We start from the raw sequence: 23,708 nt of genomic DNA, 5'->3' as shown, positions 1-23,708 counted from the left end.
GATGACATCATCTTCCGAAATCAACCAAAGGAATCCCAGACACAACCAACCCAACCACCCGGACGGGCAACCAGGCCAGCCATGCCACAGGGACAGAAAATTGGCATTGACTAACAAGCACACTGTTGAGTTCTCAAACAACCGACACACACCGCCTCCGACCTCGTTCCCGAGGCCCTTGCGCGGGGCGCTTCCTTCGTTCTGAATCCTACCAGACCCGGCCGTTCGTCCCGGACCGGTGAAAACCGGATTTCCGTTCAGAAATGTACCTGATCCAGACACCCTCACCGTACTCACGGCGCAGCACTGTGCTCCGAGAAATCTGGTGGGAGTTTCGCCCGGGGGACCAGCCACTTCGCATCTGCTCCGAAGAGCTGTGCCGTGGTGTCTGTTCCTCCCTGCCGGGCGACCTCGAGAACATTACGGGGTCGCGGGCCAGGAGGTCAACTCGCTCCCTCGTGACCCGGCTCACCCGGCTCACCCGTCGCCGCCGCTCGCGCGCGCTCCCCCAGGACGCGCACGGCGTCGCGCAGCTCGGGCGGCCCGACGACGTCGAACGGCACGTCGAACATCGCGCACCGGGCCGCGAGCCCGCCCCAGGACCAGGAACCGGTCGTCAGGCGGCACCGTCCCTCCCCCGCCGGCTCGACGACCGCGTCCGCGCCCGCCCACCGCGCCACCGACGCGGCGTCCGCGTGGAGCTCGACCGTCCCGCGCACCGGGTAGCTGGTCGTGGCGAACCGCTCGACGACGAACGCCGCGACGTCGGGCGCCGGCAGCGCGCGCGGCGCGAACCGTGCCCCCGTGCCCTCGCGCGGGACCATCCGGTCGACGCGGAACGTGCGCCAGTCCTCCCGGTCGACGTCCCACGCGACGAGGTACCACCGCCCGCCCCACGTCGCGAGGTGGTGCGGCTCCGCGCGCCGCGGGGCGCGGAACCCGGCGCCCTCCGGAGCACCCGGCGCGTGGAGCACCTCACCGGTGCCGCCGTCGTAGTCGAACCGGAGCACGCGTCGTTCGCTCGCCGCCGTCCCGACGGCGACGAGCACGTCGGGACGCACGGTGGGGAGCTCCTGCTCCCGGCGCCCCGGCACGGCGGTCACCTCCAGGGCGTCGATCCGCGTGCGCAGCCGCGCGGGCATCACCTGTCGGATGGTCGCGAGCGCCCGGGCCGCGGCGTCCTCGACGCCGGGCAGCGTGCCCGTGCGCAGGGCGACCGCGACGGCGACGGCCTGCTCGTCGTCGAACAGGAGGGGCGGCACGTCCGCCCCGGCGTCGAGCCGGTACCCGCCGTCGGGGCCCTTGGTCGCGCGCACCGGGTAGCCCAGCGTGCGCAGCCGGTCCACGTCGCGCCGCACGGTGCGCGGGCTGACCTCCAGGCGCTCCGCGAGCGTGGCCCCCGGCCAGTCGCGGCGCGCCTGGAGCAGCGAGAGCAGCCGCAGCAGTCGTCCTGAGGTCTCGAGCATGACTCCAGCGTCGCACGAGGTAGAGGACCGGACCTGTCCGCTACCCGGAGCAGAGTCGTCCCCGACGCACGCACCGCACCCAGGAGGAGCACCGTGATCCGGACCAGAGCACTGACCAAGGACTTCGCCGTCGGGCGGGACGAGAGCCGCACCGTGCACGCCGTGCGGGGCATCGACCTCGACGTCGCGCCGGGCGAGCTCGTCGCCGTCCTCGGCCCCAACGGGGCCGGCAAGACGACCACCCTGCGCATGCTCACCACGCTGACCCGGCCGACGTCGGGCACCGCCACCGTCGCGGGACACGACGTCGTCGCCGAGCCGGACGCCGTCCGCCACCGCATCGGGTACGTCGGGCAGGGCAACGGGGCCGGGCACGCGCAGCGGGCCGTCGACGAGCTCGCGAGCCAGGGCCGCATCCATGGCCTGGACCGCCGGACCGCCCGGCGACGCGCCGACGAGCTGCTCGACTCCCTCGAGCTCACGGCGCACGGCACCCGCAAGGTGTCCGACCTCTCCGGCGGGCAGCGCCGCCGGCTCGACGTCGCCATGGGCCTAGTGCACGCGCCGTCGCTCCTCTTCCTCGACGAGCCGTCCACGGGTCTCGACCCGCACAACCGCGCGAACCTGTGGGAGCACGTCCTGCGCATGCGCGACGGCGCCCGCGCGACGACGGGCGAGCCCATGACGATCGTCCTCACGACGCACTACCTCGACGAGGCCGACACCATGGCCGAGCGGGTCGTCGTCGTCGACCACGGGCGCGTCATCGCCGACGACACGGCCGCGAACCTCAAGGCCGAGCTCGCCGGGGACCGCGTCCTCGTGACGCTCGCGCCGTCGGGCGGTCGCGCGCGCGACGACGCCGCCCACCTCACCGCGCTGGCCCGCCGCGTCGAGGGCTTCCGCGAGGTGGCCCGCACGCCCGAGGGCGCGGACGCCGTCGGGCCTGACGCCGAGCCCGACACCGGGCCGGAAGCCCGGCCCGGCAGCGCACCCGCGCTCGAGATCCGCGCCGAGCGGGGCGACGCCTACCTGCCCCGGCTGCTGCGCGCGGCGGACGCCGCAGGGATCGCCGTCGACACCGCCCAGGTGCGCCGGCCCACGCTCGACGACGTCTTCCTCGCCCTCACCGGGCGCAGCCTGCGCGAGACGGGCGCCACCACGGGCGCCGACGCCCACCCCACCGAGAGGACCGCAGCATGAGCACCGTCACCACGACCCCGACCATGCCGCGCACGGCACCGAGCCGCGCGCACGCCCCGCGCCGCGGCCTCGCCGCCTTCGCCCGCGACACCGGCATCGTGCTCGTGCGCGAGCTGCGGCCCGTGCTGCACGACCCGTTCTCCGTGCTCTTCGGGCTCGTCCAGCCGATCGTCTTCCTCGCGCTGTTCGGACCGCTCCTCGTCGGGTCGCTCGGCGGCACGACGACCGGCCAGGAGGTCCTGGGCGGCAACGTCTGGCAGTGGTTCGTGCCGTCGATCCTCGTCATGACGACGCTGTTCGGGACGTCCACGACGGGCGCGAACCTCCTCGTCGAGCTGCAGACGGGGGCGCACGAGCGGATGCTCGTCGCGCCGCTGTCGCGCGCGTCGCTCCTCGTCGGGCGCGCGCTCAAGGAGATGGTCCCGATCGTCGCGCAGTCCGTCGTCGTGGTGCTCGTCATGCTGCCGTTCGGCTTCGAGCTGCACCCCGCCGGCGCCGTCGTGGGGCTGGTGCTGCTCGCCGTCTTCGGCGTGGGGATCGGCTCCCTCAGCTACGCGCTCGCGCTCGCCGTCCGCAAGCAGGACTGGATGTTCTGGGTCGTGCAGCAGACGCTCGTCTTCCCGCTCATGATCCTGTCCGGCATGCTCCTGCCGCTCGAGACCGGACCCCGCTGGATGCAGGTCGCGTCCGACGTCAACCCGCTGCGCTACGTGGTCGACGCCGAGCGGGCGCTCTTCGCGGGCGACCTCACGGCGTCCGCCGTCGCGTGGGGGTGGGTCGCCGCCGTCGTGACGGCCGCCGTCGGGCTCGCCGTCGGGATCCGGACCATGGTGCGGACGACCGACTGAGCACGGGAGCGCTTCGGCCCGGCCCTCCAGCCCCGGGTCACCCGGGGGACTGTGTCGTCGCCGGGGCGAGATGCGAGAAGTGGCCCCTGCGGCGAGTCCGTCAGGGGCCACTTCTCCCGTCTCACGCCAGGAGCGGTCCCGGCCGGCGGGCTCAGGCGGTGTGCTCGCGGAAGGCGTCGGTGAGCGTGGGGCCGTCGTCGGTGCCCAGGCGCCAGACGCTCCAGCCGTCGGCGGTGTGGGTGCCGGAGACCGCGACCGCGGCGAGGTCCGGGTGGCGGAACCGGGCGCCGTCGGACAGCTCGATGAAGCCGTCGGGCTGGAGCACCGCCTCGAAGCGCTGCCCGCGCCGGGGCCGCGACCAGACGAGCTGGCGCGGGGCGCCGAACGCGCGGGCGAGCGCGACGAGGTCCGGGTCGTCCTCGGGGCCGAGCGGCAGGTCGGCCGCGGGCGGGGACGGCACCGGCGCGACGTCGCGGCTCCTCGACGGGAGGTCCGGCCCCGTGCCGAGGTCGACGGGCGGGTGGTACGACAGCGGGTCGTACGGGCGCTCCTGCGCCGGGCTGCGCTGGTCGCCGTACTCGTGCGTGAGGTACGACTCGCGCGTCCGGATCGACTCCCGGGTACGGATCGACTCGCGCGTGAGGATCGAGGTGCGCGGGGCCGGCGCCTCGTCGGCGCCCTCGACCGGGCGGCGGTCGGCCCAGGCCGTCGGCGCGGGCTCGGGCGCCGTGCGCGCGGTGAGCGGGTCGTCCAGGGGCACGAAGTCGAGCACGGGCGGCTCGGCGCGGCGCGGCTCGTCCGTCGCGGCGAGGGGGGCGAGCTGGCCCGTCTCGTCGGCCGACGTCGGCGCGACGCCGTAGGTGGTGCGGGGCTCGAGCTCGGCGGCCCGGCGGCGCTCCGCCCGGGACCTCGCGGCCTGACGCGTCACCACGGGAAACTTGCCGGTCAGGGCTCGGCCCACGGCGACGCCGTCCGCGAAGTCGGAACCGGGGGCGACGGCACGGCCCCGCGGGGGCTCGGGTGCCGCGGGTGGCGCGGGGTTGTCGCGCGTCATCGCGAGCGGGGACACGTCGACGAAGCGGCGGCCGTCGGCCCCGTGGACCACGCCGAGGCGCAGCACCGCGACCGGCGAGCCGGGCTGGCGCAGGAAGTCGAGCGCGTCCTGGATGCCGGGCGCGGCGCTCGAGCAGATGACGATGAGGCGCGCGCCCGTGGCGCGCGCGGTTGCCTGCGAGCGCGTGAGGGGCACGTTGTCGTAGAACGCGGCGACGTCCTGCTGGAAGCGCGACGCGCCGCCCGTGTAGCGCGCGGCGAGCTCGGCGCGCGTGAGGCGACCGGCGCGGCCCGCGTGGTTGAGCGCCGCGGTCAGGGCCTCCTCGGTGAGCTCGGCCGTGACCTCGATGACGACCGGGAGCCCCGCCGCGTCGAGCGCGAGGAGGTGCGGCTCGTCGTCGGACGTGCCCTGCGCGACCGGGAAGATCTGCTCGCCCAGCAGTCCCTCGAGGTTGCCGTCCACCACCCGCTGCGCGTCCGTCCCGAATGCTCCTGCCTGCTGGGGCGGCTGGACCAGTACGGGACGCTCGGCGTCCACCTCGAAGAGGGGCATCGGGGGTTCTCCTGCAGCAGCGGAAACGCGACCTGGGCGGGGGCGTATGCGCCATAGCCTACGGGGGCGGGTCAAGTCCCTCGAAGCGGGCGAACCGGTGCGCAAGGGCCGTCCGGCCCCGCCCTCCGGCCCGGGCGTCACCCGCCGGTCAGGCGTGGCCGGTGTCCTCCGACTCGGCCGCGAGCCGCTCCTCGACGCGCTCGACCTTGCCCGTGAGCTCGCCCGTGCGACCCGGGCGGATGTCGGCCTTGAGAACCAGCGACACGCGGTGACCGCCCGCGCCGACGGCCTCGGTCGCACGCTGGATCACGGGCATGACGACGTCCCAGTCACCCTCGATCTCGGTGAACATCGACGTGGTGCGGTTCGGCAGGCCCGACTCGCGGACGATGCGGACGGCCTCGGCGACGGAGTCCGCGACGGACTCGCCGGCACCGAGCGGGGCGACGGAGAAGGCGAAGACGGCCATGGGTCCATCGTGGCACGGCGCCGCGCCACGGGCCGGGGCACCGGGACTCCCCGAGGGGACCGTGCTCCGACGTAGGCTCGTCGTCGTGACAGCAGAACACCGCACCGACCGCGTCACCGTGCTCGCGGGCGGGGTCGGCGGGGCCCGCCTCGCGCACGGTCTGGACCTCGCGGGGACGGACCTCACGGTCGTCGTCAACGTGGCGGACGACGTCGAGCTGCACGGGCTGTGGATCTCGCCCGACCTCGACACCGTGACGTACACGCTCGCCGGTCTCGCGGACGAGGAGCGCGGCTGGGGCGTCGTCGGGGAGACGTACGCGGCCCTGGAGGCGATGGGCCGGCTCGGCGAGGACACGTGGTTCACGCTCGGCGACCGCGACCTCGCGACGCACGTCGTGCGGACGGCCCGGCTGCGCGCGGGCGCGCCGCTGTCCGACGTCACGGCGCAGCTCACGGCCGCGCTCGGCGTCCGGGGGCGCGTGCTGCCCGTGACCGACGACCGCGTCGCGACGCTCGTCGACACGCCCGCCGGGCGCCTGGGGTTCCAGGAGTACTTCGTGGGCCGCCGGCACGCGGACGACGTGCTCGGTCTCGTCTACGACGGCATCGACGCCGCGCGCCCGGCGCCCGGGGTGCTCGACGCGGTGACCGGCGCCGACGTCGTCGTGGTCGCGCCGTCGAACCCGTTCCTGTCGGTGGAGCCGGTGCTGGGCGTCGCGGGCGTGCGGGAGGCGCTCGCCGGGACGTCGGCGCGACGCGTCGCGGTGAGCCCGATCGTGGGCGGTCGCGCGCTCAAGGGCCCGGCGGCGCAGATCCTCACGACGCTCGGGCACGAGGTCTCCGCGCTCGGCGTCGCGCGCCTCTACGTGGGCCTGGTCGACGTCATGGTCATCGACGACCACGACGCGCACCTCGCGGACGCCGTCCGCGCGCTCGGGATGGACGTCGTCGTGACGGACACGGTCATGGGCGGCGCCGAGGGCCGCGAGCGCCTGGCGCGCACGCTGCTGCGGTCGGCGGCGGTCGTACGTGGGTGACCTCGTGCGGCCCGACGGCGGCCCTCGCCCGGGCGCCCCGGGCCCGAGGCGCGTCGTGGCGGTCGTGCCGCTGCGCGACGGGTCGTCGGGGAAGTCGCGGCTCGCGCACGTGCTCGACCCCGCGTCGCGCAGCAGGCTGATCGGCGTGCTCGCGCGGCACGTCGTGGGGACGCTGCTCGCGAGCGACGGCGTCGAGCGCGTGGTCGTCGTGACGTCCGACCCGCGGTTCACGTGGCGGGCGCTGCGGGACGTCGTGGTCGACGAGTCCGCCGACGCGGCGCACGCCGCGTCCGACGACCTGCCCCTGCTGACCGCCGACGCCGACCGGCTGCGCATCGTGCTCCAGCCCGCGGACCGGCCCGGTCTGGACGCGGCGGTCGAGCTGGGCCGGGAGATCGCGGAGGAGGCCGCGGCGCAGGACGCGGCGGCCCCGGGCCCGGTGCGGCTCCTCGTCGCGCACGCCGACCTCCCGGCGCTCACGACCGCGGACGTGGCGGCGCTGCTCGCCGAGGACGCCCCCGTCGTCGTCGCGACGGACCGGGTCGGCGCGGGCACGAACCTGCTCGTCCTCGGACCCCCGGCTTCCGCGCCGTCGAGCACGACCGCGGTCTCGGGAACCGGCGCAGGACGCCAGGAACCTCGCGCTCGGCCCGACGGCGGTCCCGGCGGAGGGGGGTTCCGGTTCCGGTTCGGGCCGGGCAGCCGCGCGGCGCACGTCGCGGAGGCCGAGCGGCTCGGGCTGCGGGCCGTCGTCGTGCAGCGGCCCGGGACCGCCGTCGACCTGGACACGCTGGACGACTGGGGCGAGCTGCCCCCGCCCGTGCGGGCCGCCGTCGGGCTGCACGTCCCGGCGCTGCGCGACCACGACGCCTGACGGCGGTCGTCACCGCGGTGACGACCGGCCTCCCCAGCGGCTGCGGTGCACGACGTCGTCGAGCGGCTTGCGCGCGCGACGGCGCGGCGAGCCCGTGGCCGCCCGGTCGGCGGGGTGCCCGACGGCGACGGCCCCCGTCGGCGCGTACGCGTCGGGGATGCCGAACGCCGCGCGCAGGCGCCCGACCTCGCCCGGCGCGACGCCGAAGAAGCACGCGCCGAGCCCTTCGTCGACGGCGGTCTGGAGCATGAGCAGCGCCGCCATCCCGGCGTCGACGTGCCAGTACGGCACGGCCCAGCGGTTCTCGTCGCGGTCCGCCCAGCCCTTGTCGTCCTCGGCGTACCGATCGAGGTAGACGTCCTTCGACGTGAGGACCACGACGAGCACGGGCGCGGTGCGCATCCCGGCGAGCCACGCGCTCATGCTCCGCTCGGGCTGCTCGGGCGAGGTCGCGGACCAGAAGCGCGCGACGTCGTCGGGCTCGGTGAGCACGAGGAACGACCACCCCTGCGCGAACCCCGCGCTCGGCGCGCGGACGGCGTTGCGCACGAGGCGGTCGACGGCGTCCGGGTCGACCGGCTCGTCGGTGAACCGGCGCACCATGCGCCGGCGTCGGACGACGTCCTGGAACTCCACGCGGCCCCCTCGGCACGGTCCGGGATCAGGTCCCCGCACCCTATCCGGCGACGCGCCGCGTCATCCGCAGCTCGAGGAGGCGGGGGTCGCTCGGGAGGGGCTGGGTCTCGCCGGTCGGCGCGAAGCCTGCGCGCTCGTAGAGGCGGAGCGCGGGAGCGTTGGTCGCGGTGACCCAGAGCGCGAGCGTGCGCGCGCCGAGCCCGGCCGCGAGGTCGTCGGCGCGCGCCAGGAGCGACGCCGCCACACCGCTCCCCCGCGCGCCGGGCTCGACCCACACGGACACGAGCTCGGCCACGGTCGGGTCGTCGGGCGAGGGAACGACGGCCGCGACCCCGACCACGGGACCGGGCGACCGGCCGCTCCCGGGCGGGGCGCCGTCGTCGGACTTGCCGCGGTCGCCAGGCGGGCCGCCGTCGAACGTCGTCCGCGCCAGGAGCGTGCGCCCCTGCGCCGCGCGCTCTCGCCACACGTCGTCGGGGAAAGCGACCTCGCGCGCGAGGGTCGAGCCGAACGCGGACGGCGCGTCCGCGAGCGCCCGCAGGCGGACGTCCCGCAGGTCGCGCCAGTCGTCCGGCCGGGTGCGCTCGACGAGCGTGGTGGGCATCGGCCCATCGTGGCAGCCCGGCCCGGCGTGGATGCGCCGGGCCGGGCCGCTCGGCCGGCTCAGGCCGCGTCGAGGCGCGCGCGCAGCTCGGGGTCGAGCTCCAGGTCGACCGCGCCGAGGAGGTCGTCGAGCTGCTCGACCGTGCTGGGCCCGACGACCGGGACCACCGGGTGCTCGCCGCCGAGGAGCCACGCGAGCGCGACCTGGTTCGGCGTCGCGCCGAGCTCGCCCGCGACCTCGTGCAGGAGGCGGATCCGCTCGCGCGTGGTCGGGTGGTCGAACCCGTCCCAGAGCGGCTTGTCCCGGCGCACGTACGCGCCCTGGAGGATCGGCGAGTAGGCGGTGACGGCCAGCGGCGGGCGGCCCTCGACGCCTGTGGACGCCGCGTAGTCGAGCAGCTCGTACGACGCCCAGTTGTGCCGCCCGGGCTCGGGCGTCGGGTAGGCGTAGGTGTAGTTCTGCTGGACGAGCCCGTAGGGCGCGACGCCCTGGCGCAGCGCCTCCTCGCGCGCCTCGACGACGCGCCACAGCGCGACGTTCGAGATGCCCGTGATGCCGACGACGCCCTCCGCCTGGAGCTTGCCGAACGCGCCCACGGTCTCGGCGAGCGGCGTCCCGTGGTCGTCGACGTGCCCGTACAGCACGTCCAGGTGGTCGACGCCGAGGTGGCGCAGGCTCTCGTGCGCCTCGTCCGCGACGACGTCGGCGCCGAGCCCCTGGAAGTTCGTCGGCTCGACGTTCCGCAGCGGCAGGGCCGGGTCCTTCTTGGCCGCGCCGAGCTTCGTCGCGATCCGGACCTCGTCGCGCGCGCCGCGGCTCGCGAGCCAGCGGCCGAGCAGGTCCTCGCTGTCGCGGCCGTGGCCGCCGGCCCAGAAGCTGTAGTTGTTCGCGGTGTCGACGAACGTGCCGCCCGCCTCGCGGTAGCGGTCGAGGATCGCGAACGACGTGTCCTCGTCGACGCGCGTGCCCATGTTCATCGTGCCGAGGCACAGGGTCGACACCTCGAAGGAGGTGCGTCCGTCGCCGATGGTGCGGTACCGCATGGTGGTCTCCCTGGGTCTGCCGGTGGTCCGAGCGGTCCGTGGCGGACCGTGGTCTCGGTGACGTGCTCCACGCTAGGGAGGCATCGGCACGGGTGTACGGTCCGATGCCATGGCCGTCGACCAGACCAATCTGCCGTCCGACCGCCCCGGGCCGACGGCGGCGCTCGCCTGGGAGGCCCTGCTCGACCTGGGCGCGGGGCCGGGGTCGCGCGTCGAGCGGCTCGAGCGCGCGGTCCGCGACGCCGTGCACGCCGGCCGCGTCCCCGTCGGCGCGGCGCTGCCGCCGAGCCGACAGCTCGCCGAGTCGCTCGGGGTGTCGCGGTGGGTCGTCACGGAGGCGTACGGCCAGCTCGTCGCCGAGGGCTTCCTCGAGGCGCGCACCGGCTCCGCGACCCGCGTCTCCGCCGCAGCCGGCGCCCGCTCGACGAGCCCGAGGGGAACGAGCGCGCTGGGCGAGCGGCCCCCGAGCCTGGTGGGAACGACGGTGTGCGCGGGTCGTGGCGGGCCTGGCGGGAGCCGCGAGGAACGAGCGCCGGACGGTAGACCCGCGCGCGCCGTCGTGGACGCCGGGCGGACCGACACCGGCAGGACCCACGCCGCGCGCGCCCGGTTCGACCTCGCGCCGGGCGTCCCCGATCTCCGGCACGTCCCGCGCGACGCCTGGCTCCGCGCGGCACGCGAGGCGCTCGGCACGTCCGGCGGGACGGCGTCGAACGACGACCTCGGGCAGCCCGCCCCCGCCGGGCACCCGTACGCGCGCGCCGTCGTCGCCGGCCACCTGCGCCGGGCGCGCGTCGTCACCGGGCCGGACGACGCCGTCGTGCTGACGCGCGGCGCGACGGACGGCATGGCGCGCGTCGCCGCCGCGCTCGTCGAGGCGGGCCACACGCACCTGCTCGTCGAGGACCCGAGCTGGTCGGTGCTGCGCGACATCGCGGCGCGCGCCGGTCTCACCCCCGTCCCGGTCCCCGTGGACGCCGGGGGCGCGGACGTCGGCGCGCTCGTCGACGCGTCCCGGCGGACGGGCGCGCGGGCCGCGCTCCTCACGCCCGCGCACCAGTTCCCCACCGGCTCCGCGCTCGCACCCGAGCGGCGCGAGGCCGTCCTCGCCTGGGCGCGGGACGTCGACGGCGTCGTCGTCGAGGACGACTACGACGCCGAGTTCCGCTACGACCGCCGGCCCGTCGCCGCGCTCCAGCAGCTCGACCCCGACCGGGTCGTGCTGCTCGGCTCGGTGAGCAAGACGATGAGCCCCGCGTTCGGCGTCGGGTGGATGGTCGTGCCCGCCCGCTGGCGCGAGTCCGTCGCGCGCGCGGCCGCCCCGCACGGCCCGACGGCGGCCCCGTCCACCGTCGACCAGCTCGCGTTCGCGCGGCTCGTCGCGTCCGGCGGCTACGACCGGCACCTGCGCGCCGCGCGCGGGCGCTACCGCCGCCGTCGCGACGCCGTGCTCGACGCCCTCGCCCGCGAGCTGCCCGGCGCCGCGGTGCGCGGCATCGCGGCGGGGATGCACGCGCTGCTGTCCCTGCCGGGCTCGCCCGACGACCCCGCGCCCGACGCCGCGCACGTCGTGCGCGAGGCCGCGCGGCGCGAGGTGACCGTCGTCGACCTGCGCCGCTACCAGGTGCGCCCCGCCGAGCGGTCGACGACCCTCGTGCTCGGGTACGGCAACCTCGCCGACGCCCGCGTCGACGAGGCGGTCGCCCGGCTCGCCGACGCGGTGCGTGCCGCTACTCGTCGTGGGACAGGAGGCTGAACTCGGCGAGCAGCTCGCCGATCTCGGTGGCGTCCACCTTCTTCTGGAGCCGGTCGCGCAGGATCCGCGGCCCGGGGATGTCGAGCTCCTCGCCGTCGCGCAGGGCGCTCACCGCGGCGAGCAGCTTGCGGACGTCGTACGTGCTGTTGAAGACCTCGGGCACGCCGCGCTCCAGGTCGAGCAACTGGTAGGCCGCCTCCATGCCGGTGCGCACGGAGTACTCGGTGGTGAAGATCGTGTCCCGCGTCGTCTCGGCGAACTGGCCGATGAACGCGAAGTTGCGTGCGCCGTCGGGCACGACCTGGGGCCGGTCGCCCGCGTGCCGGGGCATGAAGAACGCCGTGACGTACGGCATCATCACGGGCACGCAGCTCGCGGCCTCGGCGGCGAGGGTCGGGATGTCGGCCTCCGGCACGCCGAGGTGGTAGAGCCACTCCTGCGTGATCTCCTCGCCCGTGCACTCCTGGAGCGACTTCTTCACGTAGTCGCCGGGGGTGTCCACGAACAGGCCGTAGACCCACACGACGATCTCGTCGGGCGACTGCGCCTTGAAGTGCGGCTGCCGGTTGACGGTCCAGCTCATCAGCCACGCCGAGTCGCGCGCGGTGACGATGCCGCCCGTGACGACCTTCCCGCTGAACGGGTCACGCCGACAGATGCGCTCGATGTGCTCGGGGATGCGCCGGTCGAGCGTCGTGACGGTCGCGGACTGCCACTTGGTGAGCGGGATGTCGGTGCTGAAGACGTCGGGCCGGCCGAACGAGGGGTCCTTGGCCGCGACGCGCCGCCACAGGTCCCACGCGGGCGCGGGCCCCGTGTCGAGGCGCGCGGGCGTGTGCTGGTCGCCGTTGTCGGAGTTCTCGGTGAGCGAGCCGATGGTCGCGATGACGAGGTCGTCCTCGCCGAGGTCGATCGTCCGCTCGACGGCGGCCCCGCCGGACTCGTGGGCCGCCGCGTGGTCCAGCAGGTGCAGCCGCGTGGCGACCTTGCGGTCCGGGGCGAGGTCGAAGTCGACGTCGGTGACCTCGACGTGGAACCGGAACGTCACACCCTGGTCCATGAGCCAGCGCGTGAGCGGCAGCACCATCGACTCGTACTGGTTGTACTTGGTGAACTTGAGCGCCGAGAGGTCGGGCAGGCCGCCGACGTGGTGGATGAACCGGTGCAGGTAGAGCTTGAACTCGAGCGCGCTGTGCCATTCCTGGAACGCGAACATCGTGCGCCAGTAGAGCCAGAACTGGCTGTCGAGGAAGTGCCGCGACATGACGTCCTCGATCGACTTCCCCTCCATGTCCTCGCGGCGCGCGAGGAAGATCTTCGTGATCTCCTTCTGCGCCTTCTCGTCGAGGCGGAAGAGGTTGTCGAAGTGCGCGTCCTTCCCGCGGTCCTCGGTGACGCGCTGGAGCGAGAAGTTCGGGTCGTCCTTGTTGAGCCAGTAGAACTCGTCGAGGACCGAGACGCCCTCCGTCTCGATCGACGGGACGGAGCGGAACAGGTCCCACAGGCACTCCATGTGGTCCTCGAGCTCGCGCCCGCCACGGATCACGAACCCGCGCCGCGGCTCCTTGATGCCGTCGAGCGCGCCGCCGGGGAGCCGGAGCCGCTCGTAGACGGTGATCTTCTCCCCCGGCACCTGGCCGTCGCGGACGAGGAAGCCCGCCGCGGAGAGCGACGCGAGGCCCGCCCCCACCAGGTGGACGGACCCGAGCCGGTCCGTCCGCTCCGGCCTGCGCGGCCGCGCGAACGCCTCGTAGTTGCCGCTGGAGTAGTACATGGCCTGCCCCTCACCGCCGACGACGTGGACGGAGCACCGCCCGCGGTGGTGCTCCCCTGCCATGCTCACGCCGGGGTCGACGGACCGCACCTCGGTGCCCGGACGCACCCCAGGGGACGTGCGCCCGTGCGGGGCCGGGGCGGCCGTGCGCCGTCGGGCGGCGTGCGCCGTCGGGCGGTCGGCCGCCCGACGGGCTCAGAGCCGCTCGGCGAGCAGCTCGACGAGGGCCTTGCCCTGCACGCCGGCGAGGTCGTCGGCCTGCGTGCGGCACGAGAAGCCGTCCGCGAGGTACACGTCGCCGGGGGCGGCGTCGCGCAGCGCGGGCAGCAGCGCGTTCTCCGCGACGGCGACCGACGTCTCGTAGTGGCCCTTCTGCATGCCGAAGTTGCCCGCGAGGCCGCAGCAGCCGGCGAGGACCTTGATGGTCGCGCCCGCGTCGCGCAGCAGCCGCTCGTCGGCGGCGAAGCCCATCACCGAGTGCTGGTGGCAGTGCGGCTGCACGACGGCCGTCACGTCCGAGAGGTCGGGCACGCGCCACCCGGACTCGCGCCCGGGCGCGGTGTCGACCGACGTGAGGAGCTCGGCGAGCGTGCGCGTCGCGGCGGAGACCGCCTGGGCGCGCGGGTCGTCGGGGAACAGGTCCACGAGGTCGGAGCGCAGCACGGCCGTGCACGACGGCTCGAGCCCCATGATCGGGATGCCGTTCACGGCGTACGGGCCGAGCACGGACAGCAGGTTCTCCAGGCGCTTGCGCGCGCCGTCGAGCTGGCCCGTGCTGATCCACGTGAGGCCGCAGCACGCCTGCTCGTCGGGCACGACGACGTCGTACCCGGCCGCGGTGAGCACCTTCACGGCGGCCTGCGGCACGCCCGGCGACATGTTGTCGCTGAACGAGTCGGTCCACAGGACGACCTTCGGGCGCTCGTCGCGCACGGGGCGGCCGGGCTGCTGCCCGATGCGCAGGCCGGGCACGCCCTGGGTCGCGCCGCCGCGCTTCCACCACGTGCGGAACGGCACCTCGGCGAACTCCGTCATGGAGCGGCGCGTGTCCATGCCGCCCGCCCACAGGACCGCCTTCGCGAGCGGCCGGAACCCGAGCAGCTTGTTGGCCAGGCGGGGCATGCCCGTCGCGAGGCGCGCCCAGACCGGGAGCCAGCCGAGCGAGTAGTGGTCGACGGGGCGCAGCCTGCCGCGGTACGTCCGGTACAGCACCTCGGACTTGTACTGCGCCATGTCGACGCCCGCGGGGCAGTCGCTCGAGCACGCCTTGCAGGACAGGCACAGGTCGAGCGACTCGCGCACCTCGGGCGCCGCGAGACCGCCGACGAGCGTGCCGTTCACCGCCTCCTGGAGCACGCGGGCGCGGGCGCGCGTGACGTCCTTCTCGTCCTTCGTCGCCTGGTACGACGGGCACATGAAGCCGCCCGCGGCGCTGGTGTCGGCGCGGCACTTGCCGACGCCGACGCACCGGTGCACGGCCTGGGTCATGTCGCCGTGGTCGTGCGCGAACGAGAAGCCCTGGTAGCCGGCGCGGCGCGAGATCTTCGTGACCTTCGCGGGCGCGGCCGTGCTCGTCCCGGGTGTCCCCGGCGCGCCGACCTTCGACAGCAGCGGGTGCGCGTGCGGGCGGCGCAGGTCCTCGTCGACGGCGCTCGGGCGCACCACGACGCCCGGGTTCATCACGTCCTGCGGGTCGAACAGCGCCTTGAACCGCTCCATGAGCGCGATCGCCTCGGGGCTGTACATGACCGGCAGCAGCTCCGAGCGCGCGCGGCCGTCGCCGTGCTCGCCCGAGAGCGAGCCGCCGTACTTGGCGACGAGCTCGGCCGCCTCCAGCATGAACGTGCGCAGCACCGAGCCCGACGCCTCGAGCGGGATGTCGATGCGCAGGTGCACGCACCCGTCGCCGAAGTGCCCGTACGGCAGGCCGTCGACGCCGTAGCGCGCCATGAGCGCGTCGAGGTCGCGCAGGTAGTCGCCCAGCCTCTCCGGCGGGACGGCGGAGTCCTCCCAGCCCGGCCACGCCTGCTCGCCCGCGGGCGTGCGCCCGGCGAGCCCCGCGCCGTCGGCCCGGATCTGCCACATCTTGGTCGCCTCGGGGCCCGCGGGCAGGATCATCGTGGCCTCGCTGCCCGACGCCGCGACGATCGCCTCGGCGTTCGCCATCGCCTCCTCGGGGGTCGCGCCGCCGACCTCGACCATGAGCCAGCCGGCGCCGGGGGGCAGCGGCGGCACGGACGCGTCGCCCTTGGCGCGGCGCACGACGTCGACGAGCCGCGCGTCGAGGCCCTCGACCGCGAGCGGGTTGAGACCGAGGAAGGTCGGGACGTCGTCGGCCGCGGACGGCATGTCCGGGTAGCCCAGCACGACGAGCGTCGGCTTGGACGGCACGGGCACCAGGCGCACCGTGGCCTCGAGGATCGTCACGAGCGTGCCCTCGGTGCCGACGAGCGCCTTCGCGAGGTCCGACCCGTTCTCCGGCAGCAGGTGCTCGAGCGAGTAGCCCGACACCTGGCGCCCGAACCGCCCGAACTCCGTGCGGATGAGCGCGAGGTTCTCGCGGACGAGCTCCGCCAGTCCGGGGACCGCCGCGAACGTCGGGTCGCCCTTGCCGGCCGTGAAGCGGCGCCCGCGGCCGTCGACGACGTCGAGCGCGAGGACGTTGTCGACCGTGCGCCCGTACGCGACGGCGTGCGGCCCGCACGCGTTGTTGCCGATCATGCCGCCGAGCGTCGCGCGGTTCTGCGTCGAGGGGTCCGGGCCGAACCGCAGCCCGTGCGGCGCCGCCTCCTGCTGGAGCGTCGACATGACGACGCCCGGCTCGATGCGTGCCGTGCGCGCCTCCGGGTCGACGTCGAGCACGCGGTTCACGTGCCGCGTGAAGTCCAGGACCACGCCCGGCCCGATCGAGTTCCCCGCGACCGACGTCCCCGCCCCGCGCGCCGTGACCGGCACCTCGAGCTCGCGCAGCACGTCCAGCGCGGCGACGACGTCGTCCGCGTCCTGCGGGTAGACCACGGCCTCGGGCACGACGCGGTAGTTCGACGCGTCGGTCGAGTACTCCGCGCGGCGACGCGTCGCGGTGTCGACCGTGCCGCGCACGACCGTCCGCAGCGCGTCCGCGAGCGCCGTGCGCGCGGCGTCGGCCGCCCGTTCCGCCTCGCGGACGGCAGCGGCGCGCTCAGCCTCCGGCGACGTCGTCGCGCGGGAGCCGGACCGCCGCGAGCCGTTCCCGTGCTGCGAGGCGGGGGTCGTGGTGGCGTCGATCTCAGCGGACACGTCGCGATTGTCGCACCCCCTGCCCCCGGACCCTCCGCGCCGTCCGCCCCCTGACCCCCGATCTGCCGAGGTAGAGCCCTGGTCTGCCGAGGTAGAGGCGTGGTCCGTCGAGGTAGAAGGGTGGTCCGCCGACGTAGAGGCCTGGTCATGCCAGACGGCGCGGGGTCACCGATCACGGCCGAGGTTGCGGCCGGCATGGGCACCTGATGCCCGACGGCGGCCGGTCGCCCACGGCGGGCGGGTCGCCGCTGCCCGACGTGAGCGAACGACGCCGCGGGTGGTTCGCCCAGGTGAGCGAAGACCACGGCGAGACGACGCCGGGCGGGGTGGGTGGTGGTGCCGCGTCGTGGCGGCCCTGGAACGAGTGATCGTCCGGAGTGAGCTTGCGAACGCAGGACGATCCCGACCGAGAAGGGGGGAGCGACGCGAGGAACGAGCGGCGCGGATGGTAGACGCGGCACCACCACCCACCCCGACCACCCGACGCAACCACACGCCGTCGGGCACGAGAACCACGGCTCTACCTCGGCAGACCAGGGCTCTACCTCGGCAGACCAGGGCTCTACCTCGGCAGACCAGGGCTCTATCTCGGTAGACCAGGGCTCTATCTCGGCAGACCTGGGCTCTATCCCGTGAGTCAGAGGACGAGCTCCGGCTGGAGCTTCTTGATGGTCCAGACGCGCTGCTTGCGGGCGGCGAGCGTCGTCAGGGCGAGGGCCGCGACCAGCACGACGACGAGCACCGTGACGTCGCGCGTGACCGTCGCCATGTTGCCGCCGTAGAGGAGCTGGCGCAGACCCTCGACCGCGTACGTCATGGGCAGGAACCGGTGCATGGAGCGCAGCGGCTCGGGGATCGTCTGCCACGGGAACGTGCCGCCCGCGGTGACGAGCTGGACGAGCATGAGCACGAGCCCGAGGAACTGGCCCGCGGCACCGAGCCAGACGTTGAGCGCCTGGAGGATCGCGACGAACGTCGCCGACACCAGCACGAGGAACAGCGCGGTCCCGACCCCGTGGACCGGGTCGATGTCGAGCGCGAACTTCGTCACGGTGAACATCGCGGCGACCTGCACGACGCCGATCGCGGCCGGGGTGAGCCACCCGCCCAGGGCGGTGGCCAGGCCCGACCTCCCGGCGGCGAGGGCCCGCGACGACAGCGGGCGCACGAGCAGGAAGAGCACGTAGGCGCCGATCCACGTCGCGAGCGACAGGAAGAACGGCGCGAGGCCGCCGCCGTACGTGCCCGCGGACGACAGCGCGTCGCTCTTCACGGACACGGGGTTGCCGATGGTCTCGGCGGTGTCCTGGCGGGTCTGCTCGTCGAGGTCCGGCACCTGCCCGAGACCCTCGGCGAGCCCGTCGCGGAGCTGCGTGACGCCGTCGACGAGCTCGCCCGAGCCGTCGCGCAGCTGCGACGTGCCGTCCGCGAGCGAGGTCGCGCCGTCGGACACCTGGCGCGTGCCGTCGGCGAGCTGCGAGACGCCGTCCACGAGCTGCGGGGTCGCGGCGGCGAGCTGTCCGGTGCCGTCGGCGAGGCGGTCCGCGCCGTCGGCGGCGCTCGCGATGCCGGAGGTCAGCTGCGGCGTCGCGCCCGCGAGCCGGGCCGCGCCGTCGGACACCTGGCGCGACCCGTCCGCGAGCTGGTCGAGCTTCCCGGACGCGGCGGTCACCTGGTCGACGGCGCCCTGCACCTGCTCGCGCTGCTGGTCGAGCACGGGCCCGACCTGCGCCCGCACCTGGTCCGCGGTCGCCCGGTCGATGACGCCGTCGGCGACGAGCTGGTCGAGCCGCGCGTCGACGTCGCTGCGGATTGTGTCGAGCGTCGGGAGCACCTCGCCCGCGGCGGCAGCGGCCTGCTGCCCGTACTGCGCCACCTGCGCGTTCCCGTCCGCGACCTGCGCGGCGCCGTCGGCGAGCTGCTGGGTCTGGGCGGGCAGGGACGACGTCGCGCCCCGGAGCGTGCCGAGCCCGGACGCGAGCGCCTCCGCGCCGTCGTCGAGCTGCCCGACGGCGTCCGCGAGCGTCCCGGTGCTCGCGTCGAGACGCTCGGCGCCGTCGGCGGCCTGGCCCGCGCCGTCGGCGAGGGTGTGCGCGCCGTCGTCCGCGGTGACGAGGCCGTCGCGGAGCTGCGTCGACCCGTCGAGGAGCTGGTCCGCGCCGTCCACGGCGTCGGCGAGGTTGGTGTGGATGGACGCGAAGCCGCGCAGGAACGTGTCGGCCGCCTCCGTGCCCACCTGCTCGGCGATCGAGTCGCGCACCTTGCCGACGATCTGGTCCGCGATCGTCCGCGCGAGGTAGTTGTTCGCGTCGTTGGTGATGAGCGTGAGGCTCGCCTGCTGCGGCTCGAACTCGCCAGCGGACGCGAGGTCCGCCGAGAAGGTCGGGCCGATGACGAGCGCGGCGTCGTACCGCCCGGACCGCACGCCGTACTCGGCGTCGACCTGGCTCGTCTCGACCCAGCCGAAGCCGCCGTCGTCGAGCAGCTGGTCGGCGACGTCGCGCCCGAAGTCGCGCCGCGTCGTCGCGCCCGTCTGGGCGTCGGTGGTCGTCGTGCCCTCGTCGAGCACGACGAGCGCGGCGGGGATCTCGTCGAGCTTGTCGTACGGGTCGTGGTTCGCGAACAGGTAGAGGCCCGCGTAGAGCGTGGGGATGAGCGCCATCGCGAGGATCGCGAGGCGGGGCAGCGTGCCCGCGGCGAGGCGGCGCAGCTCGGACAGCCCGAGGCGGATCGCGGTCATCGGTCCTCCTCGGGGTCGTGCGGGGCGGCGGGCTCGTCGATCGTGGTGGGCGCGGCGGCGGGGACGGGCTGCTCGGGAGCCGGGTCCGGCCCGGGCGCGGGGTCCGGCCCCGGCGCGGGGTCGGGGTCCGGCGCAGGGTCTGGGTCCGGCGCGAGGTCCGGGTCCGGCGCAGGGTCCGGGTCGCGCGGCGGCTCGGGGCGCGTGCGCAGCACGACGGCCGGCGGCTGGTGGATCGACGCACCGCGCGCGGGCGGGAGGTCCACGCCGAGGTCGCGGGCCGAGGCGCGCGTGCACTGCACGAGCACGCCGTACCCGGCGCCCGCGAGGCTCTGCGCGACCTCCCACCAGCCGGACGGCTCTCCCCCGTGCCGGTCGGGGAGCGTGAGCACGAGGAACCGGACGTCCGGGTCCTCGGCCGCGAGCGCCGCGAGCAGCGCGGTGCGCACGACCCCCGGCACCTGGTCGAGGCGCCGCGCACGGTCGGTGGTGAGGGAGTGGTCCGCGAGCCAGCGGGTCACGTCGGTGGGCAGCGAGCGGCGGCCGGCGAGCGCGAGGCCCTCGGCGACGACGTCGGCCACGGTGAGCGCGTCGTCGGGCTCGCTGATGCCGGGCACGTCGACGACGGCGGTCACGTCGCGCAGGGTCGCGGCGGCGCCGCGCGCGGGGCGGCCGGAGCGGTGCGACGGCGTGCTCGCCGGGGTGAGGCGGACCTCCCCCGCGGACGGGTCGAAGCGGCCGGTGGCGACGAGGGCGAGCGCGGTGTGCCCGTGCCCGGGCTCCCCGGCGACGAGCACGCACTCGCCCGTGGACCAGGCGAGGTCCATCGGCTCGAGCATGGGCTCGCGCCGCCCGTCGACGCGCACGTCCGTCAGCGTGATCTGCATCCGGTTCTTCCCCTCCGTGGCGTCCCGGGCCTGCCCCGGGGCGCCGTTGACTCACGGTCAACAACGCTACGCCTCTTGTTGACTCGTGGTCAACAACAGCGTAGAACGGTGTCATGCCTCGCACGCCCACCCCCGCCGGCCCCTCCGGCGCCGACGGCTCCGTGCGCGCCCGGCCGGGCGGCGCCCGCCGACGGCGCGAGCCCGCCGACCGACGGCGCGAGCTGCTCGACGCGGCCGCGCGCCACGCCGACGAGCACGGCCTCGACGCTCTGACCCCGGCGGCCGTCGCGGCCCGCTCGGGGGCGTCGAAGGCGCTCGTCTTCCACTACTTCGCGTCCACGGCCGGGCTGCGCCGGGCCGTCGCGCTGGAGGCCGTGGCGGAGCTCGAGGCGGCGACGGTCGCACCGGACGATCGTCCCCTCGTCGAGCGCCCGGCGCTCGCCGTCGCCTCCTACCTCGACGCCGTCGAGGCGCGCCGGCTCGTCTGGCAGGACCTGTGGCGCGGGGTGCTCGCCGAGGACGACGCCACCCAGGAGGCGCTCGCGCGCGTCCGCGACAGCCTCGTCGCACGCCTGACCTCGACCGTGAGCGCCACCACCACGGACGCGCTGCCCACGACGCCCCGCCTCCGGCTGCTCGCAGCGGGCTGGGTCGCGCTCGTGGAGAACGTCACGGCCGCGTGGCTCGGCGGCGGGGACCTGAGCCGCGCGGACATCGAGAGCCTCGTGCTCTCGAGCGCCGTCGTGCTCGTGCCCGAGCTCCCCGAGCCCGCGCGCGGCGCCGTCCTGGCCATCGCCCGGGCGAACTCGCCCGCGGCGGGCTAGCGTCGGGGCGACGGGCAGCGGACGAGGTCGGGAGGCAACGCATGCGCGTGGTGGTCGTCGGAGCGAGCGGGAACGTCGGCACGGCCGTCCTGCGCCGGCTCGCGGAGGAGCCGGTCGTGACGTCCGTCGTGGCGGTCGCTCGGCGCGTGCCGCGCGCCGACGGGTCGAGCACCGTGCGCTTCCCGCACGACGTCGCGACCTGGCGGTACGCGGACGTCGCGGCCTCCGACGCCGACCAGCGGCTCGACGCCGCGTTCGCCGGGGCGGACGTCGTCGTGCACCTCGCGTGGGCGATCCAGCCGAGCCACGACCGCAAGCGGCTGCGGCGCGTCAACGTCGAGGGCACGCGCCGCGTCGTCGAGGCGGCGCAGCGGGCGGGCGTCGCGCACGTCGTCGTGGCGTCGTCCGTCGGCGCCTACTCCCCCGCCCCGTACGCGGGCGACGCGCGCGACACCCCGGTGAACGAGGGCTGGCCCGTCGAGGGCGTCCCGGGCTCGTCGTACTCGGAGGACAAGGCGGCCGTCGAGACGCTGCTCGACGACCTCGACCGGGAGACGGGGATCGTCGTCTCGCGCGTCCGCTCGGCGCTCGTGTTCCAGCGTGACGCGGGCTCCGAGATCGCGCGGTACTTCCTCGGCCCGCTCGGCACGCGCGTGCTGCGTCGCGACCCGCTCCCGGCGGTCCCGCTGCCCGACGGCCTACGGCTCCAGGTCGTGCACGCCGACGACCTCGCGGACGCGTACGCGCGGATCGTCGTGGGCCGGCACCCCGGGCCGTTCAACGTCGCTCACCCCACGGTGCTCACGGCGCAGGACGTGGCCGACGTCGTCGCGGACGGCTCGCTGCGCACCGTGCCCTACGCGACCGCGCGGACCGCCGTCGCCGTCGCGTGGCGCGCGCGCCTCGCGCCCGTCGGCGAGGGCTGGCTCGACATGGCGATGCGCGTGCCCGTGCTCGACACCGAGCTCGCGACGGAGCTGCTGCGCTGGCGCCCCGTGCACGGCGCGAAGGACACGCTCGCCGAGCTCGTCGACGGCATCCGGGCGGGCGCGGGGACGTCCTCGCCCCCGCTCCTCCCCCGCTGACCGGACCCGCTCGCGGCACCACGCCCCTGACACGACGGACCCCGGGTCGCGCACCGTCCGGCGGTGCGCGGTCCGGGGTCCGTCGTCGGTGCCGGGGTCAGCTCTCGAGCGTGGCGTCCAGCGTGATCGTCGGCACGCCCGCGAGCGCCTTCGAGACGGGGCACGTGGCCTTGGCCGCCTCCGCCGCCTGCTGGAAGCCGGCGGCGTCGATGCCCTCGACCTCGCCGCGGACGGTCAGCGCGATCTCCGGGATCCGGAAGCCGCCCGCCGGGTCCGGCGCGAGGGTGACCTCCGCCGTGACCTCGAGCGAGACGGGCGTCGCGCCGGCCTCGCCGAGCAGCGCGGAGAACTGCATCGCGTAGCAGGACGAGTGCGCGGCGGCGATGAGCTCCTCGGGGCTCGTGACCCCGCCCGCGTCGTCGGCGGCGCGACGCGGGAAGGACACGTCGTACGTCCCGACCTTCGAGCTCGTGAGCTCGACCTGGCCCTGGCCGTCCTGGAGGCCGCCGTTCCAGGCGGTGCGTGCGATACGGGTGGGCATGCGAGATCTCCTTCGACGTCGTGGGTCCCGGGCAGGACCCGGTGCCCCGACGGTAACCCGCCGCGCCGCGCCCCGCCGGGACGGGGTGCGTGAGGTCTGCGTCACGCGGCGCACTCAGCCGAGCGTGCCCGCCGGGCGGTAGACGACCGACGACGCGCGGTCGTCGAACGAGCCGAGGCTCGCGCAGTGCGGCGTGCAGTTCTTCTTCGTCCCTCCGTAGGAGTACGAGTCGTAGAGCGTCACCCAGCACCCGGCGTACGTCGACGCCGAGGAGACGACGTTGTTCATGAGGAGGTTCGCGAGGTTCGGGAACCCGTACGTCGAGCCGGTGTGGCACCCGTTGGTGCCCGACCCGTAGAGCACCTTCGACGCCCCCTTGTAGCTCGGGTCCCGCCACAGCACGCCGAGCACGATCGACCCGGCCGCGGCCGTCGTCGCCCGCTCCGCCGCGGCCCGCGGGCCCGCCGTCGTCGTCGCGTTGAGCTCGCCGACGAGGCCGTCGACGTCGGCCCGCGTGGCGCGCGCGAGGCGCGACGGCGCCACCTCGTCCCCGGAGACGAACTCGAGCGCCTCCTCCAGCGAGCCGAAGCACACCTCGGGTGCGGCGGGCAGCGAGGCAGGGTCCTCGCCGGGGAGGAGAGGCCGGGCCTCGACGGCGCAGCTCTCGCCGGTCGCGACGGGCTGGTCGGCGAGCGGGACTGCCGCGAGGTCATCCCCCGGGGCGGCCCGGACGCCCGACGGCGAGGCCAGCGCCGGGCCGGCGACGGCGCCCACCAGCACGAGACCGGCGACGAGGCCGGCGGACAGGGCGCGGAGCGGAGTGCTGGTCATGGTTCTCCTTCTGCGTGGGCCACGCCCCCGGGTTCGCACCCCGTGGACCTGACGCGGGAAGGGGACTCCCACAGGACGGCCACGTCCCGTGACCCCGCCCGCATCCTAGGGCGGACGGACCCCCGGGGCCCGGCGGAGGTCCCCTGCCGCTGGGCAGGTCGGGCGGTCGTTGGTTACCGTGCTCGGGTGGCCTCGGTCCCACCCGG

At 75.3% G+C, this 23,708-nt stretch carries 20 protein-coding genes; 8 read left to right on the top strand and 12 right to left on the bottom strand.

The window, feature by feature from the left end:
- Nucleotides 1-443: 443 nt before the first annotated feature.
- Nucleotides 444-1,466: a helix-turn-helix transcriptional regulator gene (locus BXA05_RS08115; RefSeq protein ID WP_076404559.1), complete on the bottom strand. Its 1,023-nt coding sequence runs from the start codon at nucleotides 1,464-1,466 to the stop codon at nucleotides 444-446.
- A 93-nt stretch (nucleotides 1,467-1,559) separates the two neighbouring features.
- Here BXA05_RS08115 and BXA05_RS08110 point away from each other — a divergent pair, with 93 nt between their 5' ends.
- Together BXA05_RS08110 and BXA05_RS08105 are read left to right on the top strand one after the other, a co-directional pair.
- A complete protein-coding gene (locus tag BXA05_RS08110; protein WP_076404558.1) occupies nucleotides 1,560-2,669 on the top strand; it encodes an ATP-binding cassette domain-containing protein in 1,110 nt (369 codons plus the stop codon).
- Complete coding sequence (locus BXA05_RS08105) at nucleotides 2,666-3,517, top strand: ABC transporter permease (RefSeq protein WP_083711676.1); 852 nt, start codon at nucleotides 2,666-2,668, stop codon at nucleotides 3,515-3,517. The genes BXA05_RS08110 and BXA05_RS08105 overlap by 4 nt, the downstream gene beginning before the upstream one ends.
- A gap of 151 nt (nucleotides 3,518-3,668) precedes the next feature.
- On the opposite strand, the gene BXA05_RS08100 is transcribed toward BXA05_RS08105, so the two are convergent.
- Complete coding sequence (locus BXA05_RS08100; RefSeq protein ID WP_051877000.1) at nucleotides 3,669-5,123, bottom strand: restriction system modified-DNA reader domain-containing protein; 1,455 nt, start codon at nucleotides 5,121-5,123, stop codon at nucleotides 3,669-3,671.
- A 148-nt stretch (nucleotides 5,124-5,271) separates the two neighbouring features.
- Nucleotides 5,272-5,592, bottom strand: a complete 321-nt coding sequence (locus BXA05_RS08095; protein ID WP_021483491.1) for an MTH1187 family thiamine-binding protein — start codon at nucleotides 5,590-5,592, stop codon at nucleotides 5,272-5,274.
- Nucleotides 5,593-5,677: 85 nt separating this feature from the next.
- Between BXA05_RS08095 and cofD the strand changes: the two genes are divergently transcribed.
- Together cofD and BXA05_RS08085 are read left to right on the top strand one after the other, a co-directional pair.
- On the top strand, nucleotides 5,678-6,631 hold the full coding sequence (gene cofD, locus BXA05_RS08090) for a 2-phospho-L-lactate transferase (RefSeq protein WP_076404556.1): 954 nt from the start codon (nucleotides 5,678-5,680) through the stop codon (nucleotides 6,629-6,631).
- Nucleotides 6,632-6,686: 55 nt separating this feature from the next.
- Nucleotides 6,687-7,505: a glycosyltransferase family protein gene (locus BXA05_RS08085; protein ID WP_076404675.1), complete on the top strand. Its 819-nt coding sequence runs from the start codon at nucleotides 6,687-6,689 to the stop codon at nucleotides 7,503-7,505.
- Between the two features lie 9 nt (nucleotides 7,506-7,514).
- On the opposite strand, the gene BXA05_RS08080 is transcribed toward BXA05_RS08085, so the two are convergent.
- The 3 genes from BXA05_RS08080 to BXA05_RS08070 are packed head-to-tail and all read right to left on the bottom strand — an operon-like array spanning nucleotide 7,515 to nucleotide 9,788.
- Nucleotides 7,515-8,141, bottom strand: a complete 627-nt coding sequence (locus BXA05_RS08080; RefSeq protein WP_076404555.1) for a nitroreductase family protein — start codon at nucleotides 8,139-8,141, stop codon at nucleotides 7,515-7,517.
- A gap of 40 nt (nucleotides 8,142-8,181) precedes the next feature.
- Nucleotides 8,182-8,745 (bottom strand): GNAT family N-acetyltransferase, encoded by a 564-nt coding sequence (locus BXA05_RS08075; RefSeq protein WP_076404554.1) that lies wholly within the window; start codon nucleotides 8,743-8,745, stop codon nucleotides 8,182-8,184.
- Nucleotides 8,746-8,804: 59 nt separating this feature from the next.
- The gene (locus tag BXA05_RS08070; RefSeq protein ID WP_076404553.1) at nucleotides 8,805-9,788 is read right to left on the bottom strand and encodes an aldo/keto reductase; all 984 of its coding nucleotides are present in this window, start codon (nucleotides 9,786-9,788) and stop codon (nucleotides 8,805-8,807) included.
- Between the two features lie 109 nt (nucleotides 9,789-9,897).
- Here BXA05_RS08070 and pdxR point away from each other — a divergent pair, with 109 nt between their 5' ends.
- The gene (pdxR, locus tag BXA05_RS08065; RefSeq protein WP_076404552.1) at nucleotides 9,898-11,544 is read left to right on the top strand and encodes a MocR-like pyridoxine biosynthesis transcription factor PdxR; all 1,647 of its coding nucleotides are present in this window, start codon (nucleotides 9,898-9,900) and stop codon (nucleotides 11,542-11,544) included.
- On the opposite strand, the gene BXA05_RS08060 is transcribed toward pdxR, so the two are convergent.
- Together BXA05_RS08060 and BXA05_RS08055 are read right to left on the bottom strand one after the other, a co-directional pair.
- Nucleotides 11,519-13,318: an oleate hydratase gene (locus BXA05_RS08060; RefSeq protein WP_076404674.1), complete on the bottom strand. Its 1,800-nt coding sequence runs from the start codon at nucleotides 13,316-13,318 to the stop codon at nucleotides 11,519-11,521. The genes pdxR and BXA05_RS08060 overlap by 26 nt on opposite strands.
- Before the next feature lie 195 nt (nucleotides 13,319-13,513).
- Complete coding sequence (locus BXA05_RS08055; protein WP_076404673.1) at nucleotides 13,514-16,432, bottom strand: FAD-binding and (Fe-S)-binding domain-containing protein; 2,919 nt, start codon at nucleotides 16,430-16,432, stop codon at nucleotides 13,514-13,516.
- 371 nt (nucleotides 16,433-16,803) lie between these two features.
- Here BXA05_RS08055 and BXA05_RS20040 point away from each other — a divergent pair, with 371 nt between their 5' ends.
- Complete coding sequence (locus BXA05_RS20040; protein ID WP_170963152.1) at nucleotides 16,804-16,965, top strand: hypothetical protein; 162 nt, start codon at nucleotides 16,804-16,806, stop codon at nucleotides 16,963-16,965.
- Nucleotides 16,966-17,234: 269 nt separating this feature from the next.
- Here the strand turns inward: BXA05_RS20040 and BXA05_RS08050 are convergent, their stop codons facing one another.
- Complete coding sequence (locus BXA05_RS08050; RefSeq protein ID WP_076404551.1) at nucleotides 17,235-19,337, bottom strand: YhgE/Pip domain-containing protein; 2,103 nt, start codon at nucleotides 19,335-19,337, stop codon at nucleotides 17,235-17,237.
- Nucleotides 19,334-20,221 (bottom strand): hypothetical protein, encoded by an 888-nt coding sequence (locus tag BXA05_RS20280; protein WP_076404550.1) that lies wholly within the window; start codon nucleotides 20,219-20,221, stop codon nucleotides 19,334-19,336. Before BXA05_RS20280 ends, BXA05_RS08050 begins: the two co-directional genes overlap by 4 nt.
- 113 nt (nucleotides 20,222-20,334) lie before the next feature.
- On the opposite strand from BXA05_RS20280, the gene BXA05_RS08040 reads away from it, so the two are divergent.
- Nucleotides 20,335-21,045: a TetR/AcrR family transcriptional regulator gene (locus BXA05_RS08040; RefSeq protein WP_076404549.1), complete on the top strand. Its 711-nt coding sequence runs from the start codon at nucleotides 20,335-20,337 to the stop codon at nucleotides 21,043-21,045.
- A 41-nt stretch (nucleotides 21,046-21,086) separates the two neighbouring features.
- Nucleotides 21,087-22,130, top strand: coding sequence for an NAD-dependent epimerase/dehydratase family protein (locus tag BXA05_RS08035; RefSeq protein WP_076404548.1), 1,044 nt, complete (start codon nucleotides 21,087-21,089; stop codon nucleotides 22,128-22,130).
- A gap of 97 nt (nucleotides 22,131-22,227) precedes the next feature.
- On the opposite strand, the gene BXA05_RS08030 is transcribed toward BXA05_RS08035, so the two are convergent.
- Nucleotides 22,228-22,671 (bottom strand): OsmC family peroxiredoxin, encoded by a 444-nt coding sequence (locus tag BXA05_RS08030; protein ID WP_076404547.1) that lies wholly within the window; start codon nucleotides 22,669-22,671, stop codon nucleotides 22,228-22,230.
- Between the two features lie 114 nt (nucleotides 22,672-22,785).
- Nucleotides 22,786-23,502, bottom strand: a complete 717-nt coding sequence (locus BXA05_RS08025) for a hypothetical protein (RefSeq protein ID WP_076404546.1) — start codon at nucleotides 23,500-23,502, stop codon at nucleotides 22,786-22,788.
- Between the last annotated feature and the right edge of the window lie 206 nt (nucleotides 23,503-23,708).

The organism is Cellulosimicrobium funkei (assembly GCF_900155925.1).
Taxonomy (GTDB): Bacteria; Actinomycetota; Actinomycetes; order Actinomycetales; family Cellulomonadaceae; genus Cellulosimicrobium; species Cellulosimicrobium funkei.
The sequence above is the reverse complement of the archived record's forward strand: the minus strand, read 5'-3'. Positions and strand labels throughout refer to the sequence as shown.